The organism is Rhodococcoides fascians A44A (assembly GCF_000760735.1).
GTDB classification, from domain to species: Bacteria; Actinomycetota; Actinomycetes; order Mycobacteriales; family Mycobacteriaceae; genus Rhodococcoides; species Rhodococcoides fascians_E.
The window spans coordinates 458479-478503 of record NZ_JMEX01000008.1 but is presented as its reverse complement, the minus strand read 5'-3'; the positions used below and the strand labels follow the sequence as shown (position 1 = coordinate 478503).

General features: G+C 64.7%; 23 protein-coding genes. 17 read left to right on the top strand and 6 right to left on the bottom strand.

All coding sequences use genetic code 11. The features are described from left to right. Position 1: 1 nt before the first annotated feature. From BH95_RS14500 to BH95_RS14480, 5 genes are read left to right on the top strand one after another with little or no spacing between them, the layout of a single operon-like run. Positions 2–526, top strand: coding sequence for a hypothetical protein (locus BH95_RS14500; protein ID WP_020112556.1), 525 nt, complete (start codon positions 2–4; stop codon positions 524–526). After that, positions 523–1008 (top strand): hypothetical protein, encoded by a 486-nt coding sequence (locus BH95_RS14495; protein ID WP_019666572.1) that lies wholly within the window; start codon positions 523–525, stop codon positions 1006–1008. Before BH95_RS14500 ends, BH95_RS14495 begins: the two co-directional genes overlap by 4 nt. A gap of 22 nt (positions 1009–1030) precedes the next feature. After that, a complete protein-coding gene (locus BH95_RS14490; protein WP_037182829.1) occupies positions 1031–2020 on the top strand; it encodes an MBL fold metallo-hydrolase in 990 nt (329 codons plus the stop codon). A gap of 45 nt (positions 2021–2065) precedes the next feature. Next, a complete protein-coding gene (locus BH95_RS14485) occupies positions 2066–2884 on the top strand; it encodes an NADPH-dependent oxidoreductase (protein WP_019666570.1) in 819 nt (272 codons plus the stop codon). A gap of 16 nt (positions 2885–2900) precedes the next feature. Then, positions 2901–4031, top strand: a complete 1131-nt coding sequence (locus BH95_RS14480) for an LLM class flavin-dependent oxidoreductase (RefSeq protein WP_037182826.1) — start codon at positions 2901–2903, stop codon at positions 4029–4031. A gap of 25 nt (positions 4032–4056) precedes the next feature. On the opposite strand, the gene ramB is transcribed toward BH95_RS14480, so the two are convergent. Beyond that, entirely contained in the window at positions 4057–5469 is a 1413-nt protein-coding gene (gene ramB / locus BH95_RS14475; RefSeq protein WP_020112553.1) for an acetate metabolism transcriptional regulator RamB, read from the bottom strand. A gap of 174 nt (positions 5470–5643) precedes the next feature. Here ramB and BH95_RS14470 point away from each other — a divergent pair, with 174 nt between their 5' ends. The 6 genes from BH95_RS14470 to BH95_RS14445 all read left to right on the top strand — a co-directional run bounded on the left by BH95_RS14470 (position 5644) and on the right by BH95_RS14445 (position 10697). Further along, a complete protein-coding gene (locus tag BH95_RS14470; protein ID WP_037182823.1) occupies positions 5644–6042 on the top strand; it encodes an SPW repeat domain-containing protein in 399 nt (132 codons plus the stop codon). Positions 6043–6475: 433 nt separating this feature from the next. After that, positions 6476–7765 (top strand): isocitrate lyase, encoded by a 1290-nt coding sequence (aceA, locus tag BH95_RS14465; RefSeq protein WP_019666566.1) that lies wholly within the window; start codon positions 6476–6478, stop codon positions 7763–7765. Positions 7766–7924: 159 nt separating this feature from the next. Further along, a complete protein-coding gene (locus BH95_RS14460; protein ID WP_019666565.1) occupies positions 7925–8809 on the top strand; it encodes a 3-hydroxybutyryl-CoA dehydrogenase in 885 nt (294 codons plus the stop codon). A gap of 92 nt (positions 8810–8901) precedes the next feature. After that, positions 8902–9177 (top strand): hypothetical protein, encoded by a 276-nt coding sequence (locus tag BH95_RS14455; protein ID WP_020112552.1) that lies wholly within the window; start codon positions 8902–8904, stop codon positions 9175–9177. A 120-nt stretch (positions 9178–9297) separates the two neighbouring features. Beyond that, the gene (locus BH95_RS14450; RefSeq protein ID WP_037182820.1) at positions 9298–10338 is read left to right on the top strand and encodes an NAD(P)-dependent alcohol dehydrogenase; all 1041 of its coding nucleotides are present in this window, start codon (positions 9298–9300) and stop codon (positions 10336–10338) included. 104 nt (positions 10339–10442) lie between these two features. Further along, on the top strand, positions 10443–10697 hold the full coding sequence (locus BH95_RS14445; protein WP_019666562.1) for a hypothetical protein: 255 nt from the start codon (positions 10443–10445) through the stop codon (positions 10695–10697). 55 nt (positions 10698–10752) lie between these two features. On the opposite strand, the gene BH95_RS14440 is transcribed toward BH95_RS14445, so the two are convergent. Next, positions 10753–11622 (bottom strand): polyphosphate kinase 2 family protein, encoded by an 870-nt coding sequence (locus tag BH95_RS14440; protein ID WP_019666561.1) that lies wholly within the window; start codon positions 11620–11622, stop codon positions 10753–10755. Between the two features lie 78 nt (positions 11623–11700). On the opposite strand from BH95_RS14440, the gene BH95_RS14435 reads away from it, so the two are divergent. Next, a complete protein-coding gene (locus tag BH95_RS14435) occupies positions 11701–12162 on the top strand; it encodes a PPOX class F420-dependent oxidoreductase (protein WP_019666560.1) in 462 nt (153 codons plus the stop codon). A gap of 119 nt (positions 12163–12281) precedes the next feature. On the opposite strand, the gene BH95_RS14430 is transcribed toward BH95_RS14435, so the two are convergent. From BH95_RS14430 to BH95_RS14415, 4 genes are all read right to left on the bottom strand, one after another. Beyond that, on the bottom strand, positions 12282–13568 hold the full coding sequence (locus BH95_RS14430) for a lipase family protein (protein ID WP_037182818.1): 1287 nt from the start codon (positions 13566–13568) through the stop codon (positions 12282–12284). Positions 13569–13676: 108 nt separating this feature from the next. Then, positions 13677–14654: an iron-siderophore ABC transporter substrate-binding protein gene (locus tag BH95_RS14425; RefSeq protein ID WP_019666558.1), complete on the bottom strand. Its 978-nt coding sequence runs from the start codon at positions 14652–14654 to the stop codon at positions 13677–13679. An 8-nt stretch (positions 14655–14662) separates the two neighbouring features. Continuing rightward, on the bottom strand, positions 14663–15220 hold the full coding sequence (locus tag BH95_RS14420; RefSeq protein ID WP_026348051.1) for a type 1 glutamine amidotransferase domain-containing protein: 558 nt from the start codon (positions 15218–15220) through the stop codon (positions 14663–14665). A gap of 29 nt (positions 15221–15249) precedes the next feature. Further along, entirely contained in the window at positions 15250–16026 is a 777-nt protein-coding gene (locus BH95_RS14415; RefSeq protein ID WP_020112548.1) for a TetR/AcrR family transcriptional regulator, read from the bottom strand. Positions 16027–16153: 127 nt separating this feature from the next. On the opposite strand from BH95_RS14415, the gene BH95_RS14410 reads away from it, so the two are divergent. From BH95_RS14410 to BH95_RS14390, 5 genes are all read left to right on the top strand, one after another. Continuing rightward, the gene (locus tag BH95_RS14410; protein ID WP_170947547.1) at positions 16154–17407 is read left to right on the top strand and encodes a DUF445 domain-containing protein; all 1254 of its coding nucleotides are present in this window, start codon (positions 16154–16156) and stop codon (positions 17405–17407) included. 107 nt (positions 17408–17514) lie between these two features. Beyond that, the gene (locus BH95_RS14405) at positions 17515–18036 is read left to right on the top strand and encodes a helix-turn-helix domain-containing protein (RefSeq protein WP_371828083.1); all 522 of its coding nucleotides are present in this window, start codon (positions 17515–17517) and stop codon (positions 18034–18036) included. Next, positions 18029–18826, top strand: coding sequence for a hypothetical protein (locus BH95_RS14400; RefSeq protein ID WP_019666553.1), 798 nt, complete (start codon positions 18029–18031; stop codon positions 18824–18826). Before BH95_RS14405 ends, BH95_RS14400 begins: the two co-directional genes overlap by 8 nt. Before the next feature lie 70 nt (positions 18827–18896). Beyond that, positions 18897–19199, top strand: a complete 303-nt coding sequence (locus BH95_RS14395) for a DUF2516 family protein (protein WP_019666552.1) — start codon at positions 18897–18899, stop codon at positions 19197–19199. Between the two features lie 45 nt (positions 19200–19244). Then, the gene (locus tag BH95_RS14390; protein ID WP_037182815.1) at positions 19245–20024 is read left to right on the top strand and encodes a MerR family transcriptional regulator; all 780 of its coding nucleotides are present in this window, start codon (positions 19245–19247) and stop codon (positions 20022–20024) included. Position 20025: the final 1 nt, after the last annotated feature.

Genomic DNA, 20025 nt, shown 5'->3' with positions numbered 1-20025 from the left:
GATGAGCACCTTCACAGCGGCGATGCAGTACATCGGCGATCTCGACGACGAATTCTACGACGATGAACGTCAGCGCGATGTGTGGAACGAGGCCTCGGCCATAGGGTTTCAGCTGTTCGTCTGGACTCTGCTGATCGCCGGATCCGTTCTCCCGTGGGTGGCAGGCGTGACCGGCAGTTGGATCACGCTCGGCGTGCTGGCCGTGTTCTTCACGGTGTCGTCGATGGTTCTGATGTACGCGAAGGCCCGAGGCCTCGACATGTACACCTCCCAATCACTGGCTCGCCCAAGGATCTACCTGTGCACCGGCGTGTACCTGATCGCGGCGTTCGGCGCGATGATCACCCTGGCTTCCGAGTACCTGAGCGCAGGAGGTGCAGCCGTGTTCGTCGGTATGGCCATCGGAGCGTGCGTCGGTGTCGGGTGCGGGGTGCACGGCCTCGTTCGCAAGCGTCGACTCGACCGCGAGGCCGAAGCTGCTGCCGAAGCAACCGAGCTGCAGGAACTGACGAAGGAGCAGATATGAACGCGTTCGTGAAAGCACTTCGATTCGTCGGCGATCTGGACGACGAGTTCTACGACGACGAACGTCAGCGTGATGTGTGGAACGAAGCGTCGGCCATAGGGTTTCAGCTCTTCCAGTGGGCCTCGCTCGTCTCTGCCGCGGTGTTGCCGTGGGTGGCAGGCACCACCGGGGCATGGGTCGGCCTCGGCATCCTCGTCACCCTCACCGTGATCAACGTCCTGACCATCGGTTACTCGGCGGCGCGGAAGGTCAACCTGTACACCGCGTCCAAGATCAACCGGGTGCGCGGACTCGTCGTCGCGGTGGTGCTGATCATCGGATACGTCGGGGCGTTGATCAGGTTGCAACCGAACACGTTCTCCGATGCGAGTTCCTGGGCAGGCGGTGTCGTCGGAGCCGTCGTCGGCGGCGGAGTCGTCGGACTCGGGGTGTGGTGGATGCGTCGTCGCAACGCCCGCTTCGAAGCCGAGGCGGACCAGTGACCCGGTAGCTAGGGTCGAGTGCATGAACGCACAGCAGATCGCCGACGGCACCTGGGCCCACCTGTGGACGCCTGGAGGCTGGGGCCAGACGAACACCGGCCTGATCGTCGACGACGGTGCGGCATCGATGGTGATCGACACCGTCTGGGACACGGGCAGGGCCGACGCCATCGCGTCCGAGAATCGTTCTCTCACACGACGATCACCGGTCACCGACGTGGTCAACACGCACTCGGACGGCGACCATTGGTGGGGCAACGACACGGTTCCGTCGGACGCCAGAATCATCACGAGCGCAGCGTCGTTGCATGCGATGAAGGAGGAGACGCCCCCGTCGGGCGTGCACCTGTTCGCGTCGTTGGGGGCACTGGCGGGCCGGTTGCCCGGGCCGGTCGGAGCAACCGGGACTTACATGGACCGTGTGCGGGGCGGGGCGACCTTTCCCCGTACCTCGCCGCGGCTACCGAATCACACCTTCGACGTGACGGAACGGATCGACGTCGGAACCAGAGCCGTACAACTCAGATATCTGGGGCCCGCGCACACGGCGGGAGACCTGATCGCCCACGTGCCCGATGTTGGTGTGGTGTTCAGCGGTGACCTACTGTTCATCGGTTCGACGCCCATCCTGTGGCACGGCCCCTTGTCCAACTGGATCGATGCACTCGATCATCTACTGGCGCTCGACGCCGCCGTGTACGTGCCCGGTCACGGACCACTGTGCGGTGCCGACGAGATCCGCGCGGTCCGCGAGTACTGGACCTGGGTCGACGACGCCGGCCGCCAACACTTCGACGCCGGTGTCGAGTATGCGCATGCGGCACGAAACATGATGCAGTCGAGGGACTTTCAGCCGTATCAGGCGTGGGGCTCGCCCGAACGGCTCGTGCTCACCATGTCCACCCTCTACCGCCTGTGGAAGGGCGAGCCTGCAGCCCCGCCGACCCTGCTGCGCCGCGCACGAGCGTTCGCCGACGCAGGGGCGCTGCTGCGGGCAATAGAATCACGCTGAGTCCAACACTGTGCACGCTGCACCGACGCGGCAATCATCGTCCGAGTGACTCCTGCTCCAGTATTTCAGCGCTACCGCGACCCGGACCTACGCGAGCTCGCGCACCGGAACGAGACGCTGGAGGTGCTGCTCTCCCATCGCTCGGTGCGCAGTTTCACCTCGGACCCGATCGACACCGCCACCATCGAGACCATCGTCGCAGCAGCACAGTCCGCGCCGACGTCGTCCAACCTGCAGGCCTGGAGCGTCGTCGCCGTCCGTGATCCGGAGCGCAAGGCACGGATCGCTACGCTGGCAGGTGACCAGGCCTTCATTGCCCAAGCTCCGGTGTTCCTGGTTTTTCTCGCCGACCTGGGCCGTGTCCGGCGCCTGGCCGAACGCCGGGGTGTGCCGTCGGAGGGTGCCGACTACCTGGACTCGACGCTCCTGGGCGCGATCGACGCAGCATTGGCCGCGCAGAACGCCGTCGTCGCCGCGGAGTCACTCGGTTGGGGGACGGTGTACGTGGGAGCCGTCCGCAACGCGCCCGAAGAGATCTCCGACGAGCTCGACCTGCCTCCCGCGGCGTTCCCGGTGTTCGGGCTGTCCGTCGGCCGCTCCGCTGTCGCCACCGACGGCACCGGTCCCGGTATCAAGCCTCGACTGCCGCTGGCGTCGGTTCTCCATCACGACGTCTACGACGCCGAGACGGCCGACTCCGGCATCGACGTCTACGACGAACGACTGGGGGAGTACAACCGCGAACAGGGGCGCACGACGGCATGGACCACCGCCGTGCTCGCGCGGCTGCGCGACGCGACATCGCTGAAAGGGCGCGACACCATTCGGGATTCACTCTCCGCCCGCGGCTTGCTCTCCAAATAACAGAAAGACATTCGACGTGCGATTTCAGATTCTGGACATCATCTTCAACCCACCGCACCCGGTGACCGGGGAGGTCGTCCATCCGTCGGACAGGCTGGGTCGCGTCGTCGAAACGGCAGTTCTCGCCGAAGAACTCGGCTTCGATTCCTTCTCCGTCGGAGAACGTCACGCCGGGGACGTCCTGTCCTCGTCGCCGACGGTGATTCTCGGTGCCATCGCCCACGCGACCGACCGGATCCTGCTGTCGACCGGAGTATCCGTCGTCGCCGTCCTCGATCCGATCCGTGTCGCCGAGGACTTCGCGACGATCGACCAACTCAGCCGCGGACGATTCGAACCCGTCATCGGTAAAGGCAACGAAGCACTGCAGTACCCACTGTTCGGCCTCGACATCTCCAAGCAGTACGAGTACCTCACCGAGAACTACGAGCTGCTTCGGCGGCTCGTTCGTGAAGAGCACGTCGACTGGAACGGGACGCACCGGCACCCACTCGTCGACGCGACCACCCTTCCACGGCCGTTCGACGGGCCGTTTCGAATCTGGCACGGATCCGCGACGTCGGTGGAGGCGGTGGACCTGGCCGCGAAGTGGGGAGATCCCATCGTCACCGCCAACGCTCTGCAGCCGCGAGAGAACTACAAGGTTCTCATCGATCGATACCGGGAGCAGTACCTCGCGCACGGCCACGACCCGGAGAAGCTCTACGTCGGATCGGGTTCCGGTGGGCTGTTCCTCGCCGACACCACCGAACAGGCGACCGACGAGTTCCGCCCGATCTACGAAGGGTTCGTGGCCCAGCAGGACAAGCGGCTGGAGCGTAGCTTGCGGAGTGACCTCGGTGGCAAGCAAGACCCGGCCGCGAAGGGGAAGGTGACGAGTTTCCGGACCATCGAGGATGCTGTCGAGCGCGGCCCGGCACTGGTGGGATCCCCGGAGAGGGTTGCGGAGAAGATTCTCGACTACCACGACAGTTACGGGCACGATCTGCAGTCGGTGTCGGTGAATCATGTCCTGGACTTCGAGCAGCAGAAGGACACGCTTCGCCGCTTCGCGGAGGAAGTGATCCCTCTGGTGAAGAAGGAACTGTCCACGACACTGTGGAGTCCGTTCGACGCCGACCGAGCCAAGGGATTCACTGCCTCCTGACCCGCTGCGAGTGCGGCGACGCCGCTCAGCGAACGAGGTAGGGAGACACGGAGCTTCGATGCTCGTCGATGTCCAGGTCCTTGCCCAGGGGAGGGAAGGCGCGTTGAGGGCAGTTCGCCCGCTCGCAGACACGGCAGCCTGCTCCGATGGGCGTGGCGACCGACGACCCGTGTAGATCCAGCCCGTCCGCGTAGACCAATCGGCCCGCATGGCGGAGTTCGCACCCGAGTCCGATGGCGAAGGTCTTGCCCGGTTGGCCGTACCGCGCCGCGCGCCGCTCGACGGTCCGAGCGATCCACAGGTAACTGCGCCCGTCGGGCATCTCCGCGATCTGAGTCATGATCTTGCCCGGGTAGGCGAACGTCTCGTACACGTTCCACAGCGGGCACGTTCCGCCACTCGACGAGAAATGAAACCCCGTCGCCGACTGCCGTTTCGACATGTTCCCGGCGCGGTCGACGCGGACGAAGGAGAACGGAACTCCGCGGAGCTTCGGCCGCTGCAGTGTCGACAAGCGATGGCATATCGTCTCGAAGCTCACCGAGAAGAAGGCCGACAACCGTTCCACGTCGTAGCGAAAATCCTCGGCTATGTCGTGGAACTGGTGATACGGCAGAACGGTCGCGGCGGCGAAGTAGTTGGCGAACCCCAGCTTCGCGAGCTTCTTGGACGCCTCGGACGTGAAGCCTCCCTCCTCGACCATCTGCTCGAGCAGGTCCGCGCACTCCAGGTAGGCCAATTCTGCCGCGAACTTGAAGACCCGCTGCCCGCCGGACAGGTGGGGCGAGATCTCCAGCAGCCGAGTCTTCGGGTCGAACCGGTGCAGAACGTTCTCGCCCAGATCGATCCGATTGACGATCTGCACCTCGTGCACCGTGCGTAGGCGTTTGGCGATCTCGTTACCGACGTCGGCCCGATGGAAGCGGATCCGCGACGTCAATTCCTCTGCCGCTGTGTCCAATTCATGGAGATAGTTCTGTCGCTGATAGAAGTAGTCACGTACCTCCTCGTGCGGCTTGCTGATCGACCCGCTGCCACTACCGTCGGCGAACCGCTCCTCGGTCGCCGCGGCGAGTTGAGCGGTGGTGTTGCGATACCGACGATGCATGTTGACCATCGCTCGCGCCAACTGCGGATGGGAAGACACCATCTGCGCGATCTCGTGCGCGTCGGCGACGATGCCCATGTCCTGATCCAGCGCGACTTCGCGCAGCTCGGCCACCAGCCTGGTGTCGTCCTCGGACGAGAAGAACGACGTGTCGACGCCGAACACCTCGGAAATCCGCAGCAGGACCGGGACGGTGAGAGGCCGCACGTCGTGTTCGATCTGGTTGAGGTAGCTCGCGGAGATCTCGAGCTGTCCGGCCAGAGCTACCTGACTCATCTTGCGTTCCGTGCGTAGTTGACGCAGGCGCACGCCGACGAACGTCTTGGGCATGCGCTCAGGTTACGCCTGCGAAGAATGGCGTTAACAGGCTTCACCGATCGGTGCGCACGTGCAGTTCCGGATGGTCCGTGGATCACAATTCGGGGTCGAGCGGAACAACCGGGCGCCGGGATGCGTATACCCATAGGTGTTGGTTCGCATAAGTAATTAAGAGGGAGGCCCATCATGTCCGACAATCTTCGTGAACTCGTCCGCGACGCCGTCGTACTCGTAGCAGGCACCGTTCTGGTGGCGTCGACCATCTGGCTTCCGGTCGACGGTGACACCGGCGTGTCCGGGGCCATTCTGATTCTCGGTCTGCTCGCCGCAGGCACCGCGCTGTGGGCGATGTCCGCGGCCTCGAGGTCGAGTCACTGGGCGCACGTCGTGCTCGGCGCGGCTCTCGCCCTGTCGCCCGTGGTTTTGGCGTTCCCTGCAGGCCTCGTGACAGCAGACCTGTTCGCGCTCGTCGGGGGCGTCGTCATCGCGGTCATGGGCGTTCTCGGCGTGGCCACCGGTCGTAGCGACATTCGGCCGAGTGTGCTCGTGGCGTCGTCGCCCGAACGCGTGCGGGTGCGCAGCTGACACGTCCCTCTCTCACCGGAAGCAGCCTCGGCACTGTGCCGAGGCTGCTTTCGTCGTACGAGGCTCCGATTGCAGTATGTGATACTGGTCACAGTGCCTGCCTTCTGGCTCGATTCAGACGGTTTCATGAAAACAGTACGTTTGTCCGGTTGGAACGGCCGGACGGTTTTCGTAAATTGCGTTCATGAACTGCGCTTTCGTCCTACCGGCGAGTAGCAAAGCCGTCCAATCGGGCGGGTGTGATCCGACGGCGATCTTCGCAAAGTTAGCAAGGCTTGATTGAAACCTAACCAAGATTGGCACTTGTAACAGGTGGACGGCCCTTTTTGGGTGTGCCACTCTTTGGAAGAACACCCGCACGGCCTGGCAACGATGTGAAGAATTCGAGCACCGAGTCGGCCGTATCGCACATCCGATAGAGACTGGAGCTGAGATGTCGACCACCGGCACCCCGAAAACTACAGAAGAAATCCAGAAGGATTGGGACACCAACCCTCGCTGGAAGGGCGTGACGCGCAACTACACCGCCGAGCAGGTTTCCAAGCTGCAAGGCTCCGTCGTCGAGGAAGCAACCCTTGCTCGCCGCGGCTCCGAAATTCTTTGGGACCTCGTCAACAACGAGGACTACATCAACTCGCTCGGCGCACTGACCGGTAACCAGGCCGTTCAGCAGGTCCGCGCAGGCCTCAAGGCCATCTACCTCTCCGGCTGGCAGGTCGCAGGCGACGCCAACCTGTCCGGACACACCTACCCCGACCAGAGCCTGTACCCGGCCAACTCGGTGCCGCAGGTCGTTCGTCGCATCAACAACGCACTGCTGCGCGCCGACGAGATCGCCCGCGTCGAGGGTGACACGACCGTCGACAACTGGCTCGCTCCGATCGTCGCCGACGGTGAAGCCGGCTTCGGTGGTGCCCTCAACGTCTACGAGCTGCAGAAGGCCATGATCGCGGCCGGCGTCGCCGGATCGCACTGGGAAGACCAGCTCGCCTCGGAGAAGAAGTGCGGCCACCTCGGTGGCAAGGTGCTCATCCCCACCCAGCAGCACATCCGCACCCTGACCTCGGCTCGCCTCGCCGCCGACGTCGCGGACGTTCCGACCGTCGTCATCGCCCGCACCGACGCCGAGGCCGCAACGCTTCTGACGTCCGACGTGGACGAGCGCGATCAGCCGTTCCTCGACGGCACCCGCACGGCAGAAGGCTTCTACGGCATCAAGAACGGTGTCGAGCCCTGCATCGCGCGTGCCAAGGCATACGCGCCGTACGCAGACCTCATCTGGATGGAGACCGGCGTGCCGGACCTCGAGGTCGCCAAGCACTTCGCCGAGTCGGTTCGCTCCGAGTTCCCGGACCAGCTCCTGGCGTACAACTGCTCGCCGTCCTTCAACTGGAAGCAGCACCTGGACGACGCGACCATCGCGAAGTTCCAGCGTGAGCTCGGAGCGATGGGCTTCAAGTTCCAGTTCATCACCCTCGCGGGCTTCCACTCGCTCAACTACGGCATGTTCGACCTGGCACACGGCTACGCCCGCGAAGGCATGACCGCGTTCGTCGACCTGCAGGAGCGCGAGTTCAAGGCTGCAGCAGAGCGTGGCTTCACCGCCATCAAGCACCAGCGTGAGGTCGGCGCAGGCTACTTCGACTCCATCGCCACCACGGTCGACCCCAACACCTCGACCGCAGCGCTGAAGGGATCCACCGAAGAGGGCCAGTTCCACTGAGCTAGCCCGCCTCCCCGGATACACAGCACATCAGTCAGGCGGCCCCAGCGTTTCGCTGCGGGCCGCCTGATCTGTATCGCCCGGGTTCTGGGGGTACCCGGCCGGAGTTACCCCACCTCGCTTACAGCTGTTGTCGTGTACGCATCGAAGGAGTCCGCCGTGCCGGTCGAGAGGGTGGGGATTGTCGGCGCCGGCCAGATGGGGGCCGGGATTGCAGAAGTCTGCGCCCGGGCACACCTCGACGTTCTGGTCTACGAGCACACTCGCGAGCTGACGACCGCAGGACGCACGCGCGTCCTGCGATCGTTGGACCGTGGCGTCAGCAGCGGCAAGATCACCGAACGCGAACGCGAACAAGCAGCGTGCGCACTACGCTTCACGACCGATCTCGACGACTTCGCGGATCGAGAGCTCGTCGTGGAAGCCGTCACCGAGGACGAGGACATCAAGTCCGACATCTTCGCCCGTCTGGACGCAGTGGTGACGGACCCCGGCGCGGTCCTCGCGTCGAACACGTCGTCGATCCCGATCATGAAACTCGGTGTCGCGACGGCCTCGCCCGACCGAGTCGTCGGGCTGCACTTCTTCAATCCGGTGCCGGTTCTGCCTCTCGTCGAGCTGGTCACCACCGTGAAAACCAGTGACGCAGTGGCCGAACGCGCCGAGAAGTTCGCCGGCGACGTACTCGGCAAGCAGGTCGTCCGCTCGGCGGACAGATCCGGGTTCGTGGTCAATGCACTTCTCATTCCTTACCTGCTCTCCGCGGTTCGGATGGTCGAGTCCGGATTTGCCTCCAAGGAAGACATCGACAAGGCGACGGTGCTCGGTCTCGCGCATCCGATGGGGCCGCTTGCGCTCGCGGATCTGATCGGACTCGACACGGTCAAGTCCATCGCCGATTCCATGTACGCCGAGTTCGGCGAACCACTCTTCGCCGCCCCGCCGTTGCTTCTTCGGATGGTCGAATCGGGTTCGACCGGCAAACGCACAGGCGCAGGGTTCTATCGGTACGAGAACGGCCGGGTAGTGAAAGAGCCTTCGTGAGTGAAAATGTAGGTGTCGGACACATTTCCACTCCCGACCGCAGTAACTTGGTGGTGCGCACACGGCGCGCCAGACGACGTCAGGGGAGAGCGATGAGCAAGTCGAAGAAGTCCGGTGGAGTGTTGCCGAAGGCGTTCGGTATCGGACTGGCCGCGACGGGCGCAGCGCACTTCGTGGTTCCCGAGGCATTCGAGCCCATCACCAAACTGCCGTTCCCGAAGGACACCCGCGACTGGATCACGCGCAACGGTGCAACCGAACTGGTCGTCGGAGCCGCCATCGCGTACCCGAAGACACGCAAGATCGGCCTGCTCGGCCTCGGTGCCTACGTCGGCTGGCTCGGATACAACATCGCTCGCAACAGCTGACGCCGAGAATGTAGCGAACGCCTCACGCCGATCGGGAATTCCCTGCTCGCGGCGCCTTCACCTGCTCGAACGCGCCAAGGCTGTTTGCCAAGCTACCGATGCGTAGGTAGCAATGTAGTTATGACTTCAGCTACCGCGTACACAGCGACAGCCCCCGACGCACCCCTCGAGAAGGTGACGATCGACCGCCGCGAGCTCGGACCCAAGGACGTCCTCATCGAGGTCAAGTTCGCCGGCATCTGCCACTCCGACATCCACACCGCCCGCAACGAGTGGGGCGGCACCACCTACCCGGTCGTCCCGGGACACGAAATCGCAGGCATCGTTGCCGAGGTCGGCTCCGGCGTCACCAAGCACAAGGTCGGCGACCGCGTCGGCGTCGGCTGTTTCGTCGACTCGTGCGGCGAGTGCGACGCCTGCCTGGCAGGCGAGGAGCAGTACTGCTTCAAGGGCGTCACCCAGACCTACAACTCCAAGCAGGCCGACGGGTCGATCACCCAGGGCGGTTACTCGACGCACATCGTCGTGACCGAGGGCTTCGTGCTGTCCATCCCCGAGGGCATCGAACTCGATGTCGCCGCACCGCTGCTGTGTGCGGGCATCACGCTGTACTCGCCGCTCAAGCACTGGGGTGCAGGCCCGGGCAAGAAGGTCGCCATCATCGGAATGGGCGGACTGGGCCACGTCGGCGTCAAGATCGCCCACGCCCTCGGAGCCGAGGTCACCGTGCTGAGCCAGACCCTGAGCAAGGAAGAGGACGGCAAGCGCCTCGGAGCCGACCACTACTACGCGACCTCCGACAAGGAGACGTTCAAGAAGCTGCTTGGCGAGTTCGACCTGATCATCAACACCGTCTCCGCCGAGATCGACATGGACAAGCACATGTCGCTGCTCGCGATCAACGGCTCGCTCGTCATCCTCGGACTGCCGTCGGAGCCCATCAAGGTTCGCGGATTCACGCTCGCTGCGAACCGTCGCAGCCTCGCAGGCTCGATGGTCGGTGGCATCGCGCAGACCCAGGAAATGCTCGACTTCTGCGCCGAACACCACATCGGTGCCGAAATCGAGACCATCCCGGCCGACAAGATCAACGAAGCCTACGAGCGCGTCCTGAAGAGCGACGTTCGATACCGCTTCGTCATCGACGCCAACACCTTCTGATCCACTCCTGTGGGCGGCAGGTAGCGATGGGCGCTACCTGCCGCCCACAGGCGTAACGTCGAAGTCGGGTCGGAAGATGTTCTCCGCAAGGAAAGGACACTTTCATGAAGACTTCCTCCAGCCGTCACGGCAAGATGGCCGCAGCCGGGCACAGCTCAGCCGGCCACGCACTGGTCGGCGCCCATCCCGGCGCCGCGCGGTATGCACTGGTCACTGTCGGTGTGCTCGCGCTCGTCCTGTTCGCACTGTCGGCCTTCAACGGTCTCGGCACCGTCGCCGTCATCGCCGGTTGCGTGTGCGTCGTCGCGATGGCGTCGGCGATGGGTCTCGTCGGCGGAACAGGGCACCCCGACTCCTGACCTGGTCGGACGCCTGACCTCGTCGGACTCCTGACCTCGTCGTAGAGGTCCGTCGCTAGCTGTCCGCGAGACGCTGCTTCTCCACCTCGACGTCGAAATCGGCTTCGGGCCACTCGAGGTCGAGCTTCTGCAGTGCATCGATCAGCAGCTCGGTCACCGCCAAGCGTGCGTACCATTTCCGATCGGCCTGAATGACGTGCCACGGCGCGTAGTCCGTGTTGGTCCTGTCGATGACCCGCTGATACGCGGTGCGGTACTGCGGCAGAAAGCCGCGCTCGGTGACGTCGCCCGGGTTGTACTTCCAGTGCTTGTCCGGCCGATCCAACCTCTCCTGCAACCTGGTTCGCTGCTCTTCCGGAGAAACGAACAACGCAACCTTCACGATGTGCGTGCCGCCGTCGACCAACTCCTTCTCGAACGCGTTGATCTCGTCGAACCGCGGTTCCCAGACCTGACGCGGAACAAGGTCGTGGACGGCGACGACCAGCACATCTTCGTAGTGCGAGCGGTCGAAGACCCCGATCCGTCCACCGCGCGGCAGGGCGTTTCGGATGCGCCACAGGTAGTGATGCTGCTTCTCCTCCTGCGTCGGAACTCCGAACGACGCCAGGTCGACGCCCTGCGGGTCGACCATTCCGATGACATGTCGCACCATGCCGCCCTTGCCTGCGGTGTCCATGCCCTGAAGTACCAGCAGGATCGAGCGCAGGTCGCCGGTCCGGCCGTTGGCGTACAGCTTCTCCTGCAACGCCGACAGCACCTCGCCGCGCTCTGCGAGCAGCGCCTGCCCGTCGGTCTTGCTGCCCTCGAAACCCGGAGTCAGTGAGCAGTCCAGGTCCGCGACGGATGTCTCGTCGGTCGCACGGAGGATGTCGGCCGCAGGTGTCGACCACAGGTTGCCGCTCTTCTTCGAATGCTTTGCCATGATTGGACCCTAGTAGCAGCGGGGACCCCACCCGCCGAGAACCGAGATGGCGTCGCGCGGCGCGGCTAACCTGGAGGCATGGCTCCGAAACTGGCAACTGCTGAATCCGTCGCACGTGAACAACTGCTCGACTTCGTCCGCCCACGTCATCATTCCACGCTCATCACGCACAAACGTGATGGTGGCCTGCAGGTTTCGCCGGTGACATCCGGCGTCGACTCCGAGGGCCGCATCGTCATCGCGTCGTACCCCGAACGCGCCAAGGTGGCCAACATCCGGCGGAACTCCGCCGTCACCGTCTGCGTTCATTCCGACGAATGGAACGACGCCTACGTCCAGATCGACGGAACCGCTGAAATCCTCGACGTACCGGACGCCGTCGAACCGCTCGTCGAGTACTTTCGCAGCATCGCCGGGGAGCATTCCGATTGGGACGAGTACCGCGAGGCAATGGTGAAGCAGGGAAAGTCGTTGATACGCATCACGATCGAATCCTGGGGCCCCGTCGCCGAAGGTGGCTTCCCTCCGGGAAGAATGTGACAAGCCCTCCGGGAAGAATGTGACAAGCCCTCCGGGAAGAATGTGACAAGCCCGCCCGGGAGAATGTGACAAGCCCTCCGGGAAGAATGTGACAAGCCCGCACGGGAGTATGTGACGGCTCAGCAGTTGCTGGGCGCGGGGCCGCCGGTGAAGCGGTCGTCGACCCAGGTTTCGACGAGGGTGCCGGGGTCGACGTCGTGACCTTGGCCTTCGAGGCGGACGGCCAGCAGGGTGTCGCCGAGGCTGCAGGCTCGCCCGAGCGCGGATTCGGTCCAGGCGGGTTTCACCACGGTGTCCTCGGAGCCGTAGACGGCGAGAATCGGTGCGGGTGATGCTGCGCGGGGCAGCGAGTACTCCTGCATGCGGCGCGTCAGTTGTTCGGCGGCTGCCGGAGTCGATGCGGTGGTGTCACCTGGCTGGACGTCGGCGGCTGCGGCGGCTTGTGCTTCGCTGCTCGCGGCGTTGCATCCGACGAGTTGGTCGAGGTTGCCGGCGAGGGCACCGTGCAGGTGGTCGGCGGGGTCGATGGACGGGTCGACCCGGGCGGCGCCTTCGACGATCAGTGGGTACACCGCCCGCTGGCCATCTGCTTCGCCTGATGTTCCCGAGCTCTGGGCTTCGATGATTCCGGGCGAGATGTCCAGTGCTGGAGACAGGACTGCGGCGCCGCGCAGGTCGAGTCCGTCGCCGTACACGTCGTCGAATTCGTTTGCAGCCCACGCTGCTTGGCCGCCCTGGGACCAGCCGACGGCGACCCATCGTGTCGACAGGCGCGGGTCGAGGTTGCGGGCGGCGCGGACGGAGTCGATGACGTCGAAGGCTGCGGTCCGAGGTTCCAGATACGGGTGTGGCGGCGAGTCGACGGTGCTGCTCAAGCCCTGGTAGTCCGTGTATGCGACGGCGTATCCGCGTTCGAGGAAGCGTGACACCACGTCGGCGTCTCCGGCGAGGTCTCGCTTCTCGGACGGGGCGCACCCGGGGGAGATGCCGACGGTTCCGTGCGCGTACGCCACGATGGGTCGCCCGCCGACGGGGGCGGGGCCGACGGGGACGAACACTGCGCCGCTCACCTGGGTCGGGCTGCCGTCCACGCCGGACACGGAGTTGTACACGACAGTCGCCGCGGTGGTGCCGGCCGGGAACAGAGCTGGATCGAACGGCGTCGTGGTGGAACTCGACACGACGGTTCCGCGCGCGGCGACGGTCTCGGCCGTGGCGGTGGGGATGCTCGTCGAATAAGCGGGCGGCTGGGCGGCCGAGTGTGCGGGTGAGGGTGCGTGCGGCTGGGCGGATGTGGTGCTGCACGCCGCCGCAAGGGTTGCACATACGGCGAGCGCAGCCGCGCTGGCCTTCGGACCCACTGTCGGTTTCGCCGGCAGGAACCGGGGAGCGCGAGAACCGAACACGCGTCGATCCAACCACGGTCGGCAGTGCGGAACCAAAGCGTTCTCGGTGGGCAACGACGAGCGGCCCCGCCCTTCTGTCGAGGGGCGAGGCCGCGGGAGTGTCGTTCGTCAGCCCTTCAGCGGAGCAGCGAACAGCGGAACAGCGTTCTCGAGGGCGTATCGGGTACCTGCAACCGAGGCGGCCGAGAAGGCGTTGCTGAGGTCGAGGTCACCGAGAACCACCAGACGCCCGTCGCGGGCGACCGGGAGACCCTGGATCGACGGGTCGTTCGCGATGGCGTCGGCGGTCTCGCCGATGGGGAACATCACGGTCAGGTCCGCGTCGAGTTGGGCTGCGTTCTCGGCGGACAGGTCGATGGCGAACTTCCCGTCCGACGCCTGGGCCTGGATCTCCGGCTTGTTGACGAAGCCGAGCCGCTTCATGAACTCGACGCGAGTATCTCCGTCGACGTAGGCACCCAACTGCCCGCTGTACAGCGTGCCGACGACGACGTTCTTGCCGTCGAACTCGGGGTTGGCCGACGTTGCGGCGTCGAACGCGGCGTTGGTCTCGTCGATGAGCGTCCGGCCTTCGGCTTCCTTGCCGAGTGCCTCGGCGACCAGTTCGGTCTGACCGTCCCACGTGGTGCCGTACGCGATCTCGGTGCCGGCGGGTGCCCCGACCGTCGGCGCGAGTTCGGACAACTGGTCGTATGTGGCTTGGTCGTTGGTGCTGCGGGTCCACAGGATGAGGTCCGGGTCGAGCGCGGCCACGGACTCGATGTCCACCTCGTACGTGCCGAGGATGGTAGGTGGCGTGTCGTAGGACTCCTCCACCCACGGGCCGAGTCCGTCTCCGCCGACTGCAAGCCAGTCACTGGCTCCCACCGGCTGCACTCCGAGCGCGAGTGCGGTCTCGGCGTCGGACCAACCGAGGGCCACCACGCGTTGCGGGTTCTCGGGAACGGTGACGTCGCCGAAGATGGTCGAGACGGTGGCACCCTCGGCGTCCGTGTCCGACGAGTCGGAGCTGCTGCAGGCGGTCATCGTGAGGGCCGCGACCGCGGCGATCGCGGGGGCGAGTAGAGCGAGGCGGGATGTGCGCATAGGCAACGCTAACCTACGGTGTCCGATTTCGAGAACTGTTCCACCAGTGCAGCGCAGAAGGCGGGGAGGTCGTCCGGGTTACGGCTCGAGATCAGATTTCCGTCGACCACCACTTCCTCGTCGACGACGGTCGCGCCCGCATTGCGCAGATCGGTGCGGATACTGGGGAACGACGTCAAGGTGCGGCCCTGGAGAACGTCGGCCTCCGCGAGGGTCCACGGACCGTGGCAGATGACGGCGACGGGCTTGCCCGAGGACACGAATCGGCGGACGAATTCCACTGCGTCGGAATCGGTTCTCAACTTGTCCGGGTTGGTGGTCCCGCCGGGGAGAATCAACGCGTCGAAATCCTCGGGAGACACATCCGCGACGACAGCGTCGACCTCGAACGTGTTGGAGGCGTCGACGTCACCGGTCATCGCTTGAATGTCCCCGTGAGTCAGCGAAATCAATGTCGTTGTGCCACCGGCGGATCGGACCGCATCACGAGGTTGGACCAGTTCTACTTCTTCGACGCCGTCGGTAGCGAGAATGGCCACCGTGCGTCCTGTCAACGAAGGGCTCATGGTGCCAGGGTGACCGGCGAATCGGCGTTTCAAACCGAGCGCTGGTCCTCCTCGTCCTTCGGGGTGACGAGCGGATGCGGCTGCGCGTTGAATTTCGCCGGGGAACCGTCGGCCATCGCGACGCCGTGAATTCCGCCCCACGTCATCATGCTGAGGTAGTCGATGAGGTCCTCCATCGACATCGACTTGTTCGAGATCCACCAGTGGGTGGCGAGTTGCACGGCCCCGACGATCGCGAACGCGAACGGCACCGAACCGCCGGAATCCATTTCGCGCTGGCGTAGACGCTCGCCGAGAACCGTCGCCAACAGTTCGGCGATCATGCGCTCCGACTCCGCTACGACGTCCCGGTTGCTGCCCGCGTTGTTCGCCATCACGTACAGGTAGACCTCGGGATCGGTGGCAACCGTCTCCACGTACGCCGCGATGACCGCCCGGGTGAGGTGGTACTCGTCCAGTTCCTCCGAGATCGCGAAATAGATCCGCGGCGCGAGCGTCGTCTCGACGTACCGCGTCATCGTCGCGTTGGTCAGGTCCGCCTTGTCGGTGAAGTACCGGTACAGCACGGTCTTCGAGATACCGATCTCCGACGCGATCTCGTCCATCCCGATCTCGCGCCCGCGCAGGCGGATCGCCGCGAGAGTGCCGTCGACCAACTCTTCCCGACGCGCGATCTTGTGGTCGCGCCAGCGACGCTTGCGTCCGTCCGGCTTCTCCGTCTTGGTGGCCTCCGTCTTACCGGCTCCTGCGTCCTTGGCTGCTGCTTCGGTGTCGTCGTTGTTCGCTGATGTTGCATTTCTCGCCACGTGTGCCCGCCGTATCCCATCGCCTTCGTATGCAGATCAGCTTAGGCGTCCGGGCTGGGAGAGGTCGTCCATGGTGCGGCTCACGTTTGCAACGCCCGTGCGCGGGCACAATGGCGCTGTGGAACTGATGAAGATGGACGACGCGACCAAGCGTCGTGATCTGCGCAAGATGAAGGTCGTCGCGACCGGATTCCTTGCGTTCGCGACGGTGGTCTACCTGATCTGCCGTTGGCAGGAATCCCGCGGTGCGGGGGAGTGGGTCGGGTACGTCAGGGCGGCGTCCGAGGCGGGCATGGTGGGTGCGCTCGCCGACTGGTTCGCGGTGACCGCGTTGTTCAAGCATCCGCTCGGCATTCCGATTCCGCACACCGCGATCATCAGGAAGAAGAAGGATCAGCTCGGATCCTCGCTCGGATCCTTCGTGGGGAGCAACTTCCTCGCGCCCGACGTCGTGTCGGAGAAAGTACGGTCCGCGCAGATCCCGCTGCGGCTCGGAACGTGGCTCGCCGAGCCGCAGAACGCCGAACGTGTCGCCGCGGAATCCGCGACGATTCTGCACGGCGCCGTCGAAGTCCTGAAGGACGAGGACATCACCCAGATCATCGACAGCACCATCGTCAAACGTCTCGGCGATCCACAGTGGGGGCCGCCCATCGGACGCGTGCTCGACGAGCTGATCAAGGAGAACCGGCAGCTACCGCTCATCGACATGCTGGCCGAGCGCGCACACCAGTGGGCCCTCGGCAGTGAGGAGACCATCGAGCGCGTCGTGTCCCGTGACTCACCGACGTGGTCGCCGAAGTTCGTCGACGCCCTGCTCGGCGAGAAGATCTACAAGGAACTCGTCGAGTTCACCTGGAAGGTTCGGTCCAACCCGCAGCACGAACTGCGCCTGGCCGCCAACAAGTTCCTCGTCGACTACGCCCACGATCTGCAGAACGACCCCGCGACCATCGAGAAGGCGGAGTCGCTCAAAGCGCAGATCATGGGCCGCGAGGAGATCACCGGGCTCGCCGCGGCAACGTGGAAGGTGGCCAAGCGGCTCATCACCGAATCCGTGGACGACCCGTCCAGCACCCTGCGACGCAAGGTCAGCGAGAACGTCGCGAGCTGGGGCGCGAGAATCCGCGACGACGAGGAACTGCGCGCCAAGGTCGACGGATGGCTGCTCGGCGGGGCCCGCTACGTGGCGTCCAACTACGCGGACGAGATCACGACAATCATCACCGACACCGTCGCACGATGGGACGCCGACGAGGCGAGCCGCAAGATCGAACTACAGGTCGGTCGCGATCTGCAGTTCATTCGTATCAACGGCACCGTCGTCGGTTCCTTCGCCGGACTGGTGATCTACACGTTGTCGCACCTGCTGTTCGGCTGATGGCAACTACTGCTAGCAGAGTGCTTGCAATAGTTAGCACCCTTGGGTAGCCTCGGACGAGTACACCGAAGACCACAAGTTCGAGACACACGAAACGAGTGGTGACCATGACCCCCAGCAGTGAAGATCCGATCGACAGTCAGATCGACAACCAGGGGATAGTCGCGAAGGTGTCCGAGGCGACGGACGTCGTGGCCGAAGCGAGCGACCTCGTCGCAAGCGTCGTCACAACCGCGGCGTCGGACATCGGTAGTTACATCCGTAGCCAGCGCGAGGCAGCCCAGGTATCCATGCGGCAACTCGCGTCGAGGGCGGGGGTGAGCAATCCGTATCTCAGCCAGATCGAGCGCGGGTTGCGCAAGCCCTCCGCCGAGGTGCTCACGCAGATCGCCAAGGGTCTACGTGTGTCATCGGAAGCTTTGTACGTACGGGCCGGGTTCTTGGAAGAACGACCACACGGTCCAGTCCGGGACGCGTTGCTCGGCGACACGGAGATCACCGAACGGCAGAAGCACGTGCTGATCGAGATCTACGACTCGTTCCGCCGAGAGAACGACCAGAAGAACGCAGCCGGACCAGATCCGACAACCGACACCGAATCACCCTTACAGGAGTCTTCCCATGACTGATCCCAGGAACTTCGACAACGTCAAGACCCCCCTCTACGCCGCAGTCGGCGCAGGCGATGCCGTCGTTCAGGCCGTCGCCGACGTCGTTTCGCAGGTACGCAGTCGCGCCGAGACGCGCGGCAGCGAGGTCACCGATCGCGTCGACACGGCACGGGCACGGATCGCCGACCTGTCCGAGGACGTCACCGAAGGAGTCGAGTCCCTTCGCGAGCGCTTGGCGAACCTTCCCGCCGAACTCCCCGACGAGATCGCGGATCTGCGTGAGCGCTTCACCCCGGAAGAACTGCGCAAGGTCGCCGAGGCGTACCTGAAGGTCGCGTCCGATCTCTACACCTCGCTCGCCGAGCGCGGCGAAGAGACCGTCGAGCGGATTCGCCGCACCCCCGCCGTCGAAGAAGGCCTGGGGCGTGCCAACTCCGCCGCCAACGACGTCGTCGACCTGACCGAGCAGGCTCTCGGCACCGTCGCCTCGCAGACCCGTGCAGTCGGTGAGCGCGCTGCCGCACTCGCAGGCATCGCGTCGGACAAGGTCCGCGACACCGCCGACGACATCTCCGATTCGGCCGAGGAACTGGCCGAGGGCATCGACGAGGCGGGCGAAGGCGCCAAGGAAGCCGCAACCGACGCATCGCAGAAGGTGAGCGGCGTGGCAGGCAAGGTCGAGTCCAAGACCCGCGGCACCGCCAACGCTCCGATCAAGAAGGCTGCGCCCGCCAAGAAGGCGACGCCGGCAACCGCAGCGAAGAAGGCACCGGCCAAGAAGGCTCCGGCCAAGAAGACCACCAGCTGAGCGTCCGAACGGCTGTCGACCCCTGCACCGAGCGGTGCAGGGGTCGAATTGCCCAGTTCGAGTGGTTAGTATGGGCCTTGTGCCAGCCGTAGACAGCCTCACCGGACTGATCCTTCTCGTCCTGCGCTTCATCGCGCTGGCCGGCGCCGCCTACGCGGTGTTCCACGCAGTCAGGCAGCGGCCCGACGCTTTCACCGCGGTGGACAAGTTGACCAAGCCCGTCTGGCTGGGAATCCTCGTCGTCGCGTTGCTCGTCATCTTTGCGTTCGGAATCAACTTCATCGGCCTGATCGGCATCGTCGCGGTCTGCGTCTACCTGGTCGACGTCCGACCGAAGGTCGACAGCATCCAGCGCGGCGGCTCGCGCTGGTAGATCCTCGCTCGCCGATCCCGCGGGGCGTGGGCCTATCTTCTAGGGATGATGGAGTACCGGGTCGACGATCTGGCGCGTCGCGCAGGGGTGAGCGTTCGTAACGTCCGCGTCTACCAGGACCGTGGACTGCTTCCGCCGCCGCGGAAAGAAGGACGAACCGGCTGGTACAGCGAGTCCCACCTCGCCCGGCTGGAGCTGATCAGCCGGATGCTCGACCGCGGGTACACCTTCGCAACCATCAGCGAACTGCTGATCGCAGCGCAGTCCGGGCTCCGCATCGAGGACGTTTTGACCGCCGACGACGTCGACGACACCGCCCGCAAGCAACGGGAATCGACCCACCTGACCCGCGAGGACATCACCCGGAAGTTCGCCCGAGGCATCACCGACGACGAACTCGACCGGGGGGTTGCCCTCGGCGTACTGGCCCGCAGCTCGGATGGCTACCGCATCGACCAGCCGGATCTGCTCGACGCCGCGACACTGCTCCACAACGCGGGAACCTCGGTCGGTCGCATCCTCGACGAGACCGAAGCGGTGCAGAAGGACCTCGATGACGTCGCCGCAAGGTTTGTGTCGTTGATCACAGACAAATTCGTCGGCGAAGGCAAGGATCCGTTCGACACCGACGCCCTGACCGTAGGGCAACTGGCAACGCTGATCGACAACCTCCGGCCGCTCACGCATCGCGTGGTCGGAGCGCTGTTCCGGGAAGCAATGGAACACCGAATCACGTTGACCATGGAAGAGATGGTCGCGCAGTACAGCGCGGAAGGCGACATTGCGTCGGAAGGCGCGGCACTGTCGCAGACAGGGGAGGCTTGAA

Bases quoted from the DNA above. Each gene is read 5' to 3' on its own strand.
- BH95_RS14425 (WP_019666558.1), bottom strand. From the start codon at position 14,654: ATGCGCACATCCCGCCTCGCTCTACTCGCCCCCGCGATCGCCGCGGTC.
- BH95_RS14450 (WP_037182820.1), top strand. From the start codon at position 9,298: ATGACTTCAGCTACCGCGTACACAGCGACAGCCCCCGACGCACCCCTC.
- ramB (WP_020112553.1), bottom strand. From the start codon at position 5,469: ATGCCCAAGACGTTCGTCGGCGTGCGCCTGCGTCAACTACGCACGGAA.
- BH95_RS14400 (WP_019666553.1), top strand. From the start codon at position 18,029: ATGACTGATCCCAGGAACTTCGACAACGTCAAGACCCCCCTCTACGCC.
- aceA (WP_019666566.1), top strand. From the start codon at position 6,476: ATGTCGACCACCGGCACCCCGAAAACTACAGAAGAAATCCAGAAGGAT.
- BH95_RS14500 (WP_020112556.1), top strand. From the start codon at position 2: ATGAGCACCTTCACAGCGGCGATGCAGTACATCGGCGATCTCGACGAC.
- BH95_RS14390 (WP_037182815.1), top strand. From the start codon at position 19,245: ATGATGGAGTACCGGGTCGACGATCTGGCGCGTCGCGCAGGGGTGAGC.
- BH95_RS14420 (WP_026348051.1), bottom strand. From the start codon at position 15,220: ATGAGCCCTTCGTTGACAGGACGCACGGTGGCCATTCTCGCTACCGAC.
- BH95_RS14405 (WP_371828083.1), top strand. From the start codon at position 17,515: ATGACCCCCAGCAGTGAAGATCCGATCGACAGTCAGATCGACAACCAG.
- BH95_RS14435 (WP_019666560.1), top strand. From the start codon at position 11,701: ATGGCTCCGAAACTGGCAACTGCTGAATCCGTCGCACGTGAACAACTG.
- BH95_RS14440 (WP_019666561.1), bottom strand. From the start codon at position 11,622: ATGGCAAAGCATTCGAAGAAGAGCGGCAACCTGTGGTCGACACCTGCG.
- BH95_RS14490 (WP_037182829.1), top strand. From the start codon at position 1,031: ATGAACGCACAGCAGATCGCCGACGGCACCTGGGCCCACCTGTGGACG.
- BH95_RS14455 (WP_020112552.1), top strand. From the start codon at position 8,902: ATGAGCAAGTCGAAGAAGTCCGGTGGAGTGTTGCCGAAGGCGTTCGGT.
- BH95_RS14410 (WP_170947547.1), top strand. From the start codon at position 16,154: ATGAAGATGGACGACGCGACCAAGCGTCGTGATCTGCGCAAGATGAAG.
- BH95_RS14495 (WP_019666572.1), top strand. From the start codon at position 523: ATGAACGCGTTCGTGAAAGCACTTCGATTCGTCGGCGATCTGGACGAC.
- BH95_RS14445 (WP_019666562.1), top strand. From the start codon at position 10,443: ATGAAGACTTCCTCCAGCCGTCACGGCAAGATGGCCGCAGCCGGGCAC.
- BH95_RS14395 (WP_019666552.1), top strand. From the start codon at position 18,897: ATGGGCCTTGTGCCAGCCGTAGACAGCCTCACCGGACTGATCCTTCTC.
- BH95_RS14470 (WP_037182823.1), top strand. From the start codon at position 5,644: ATGTCCGACAATCTTCGTGAACTCGTCCGCGACGCCGTCGTACTCGTA.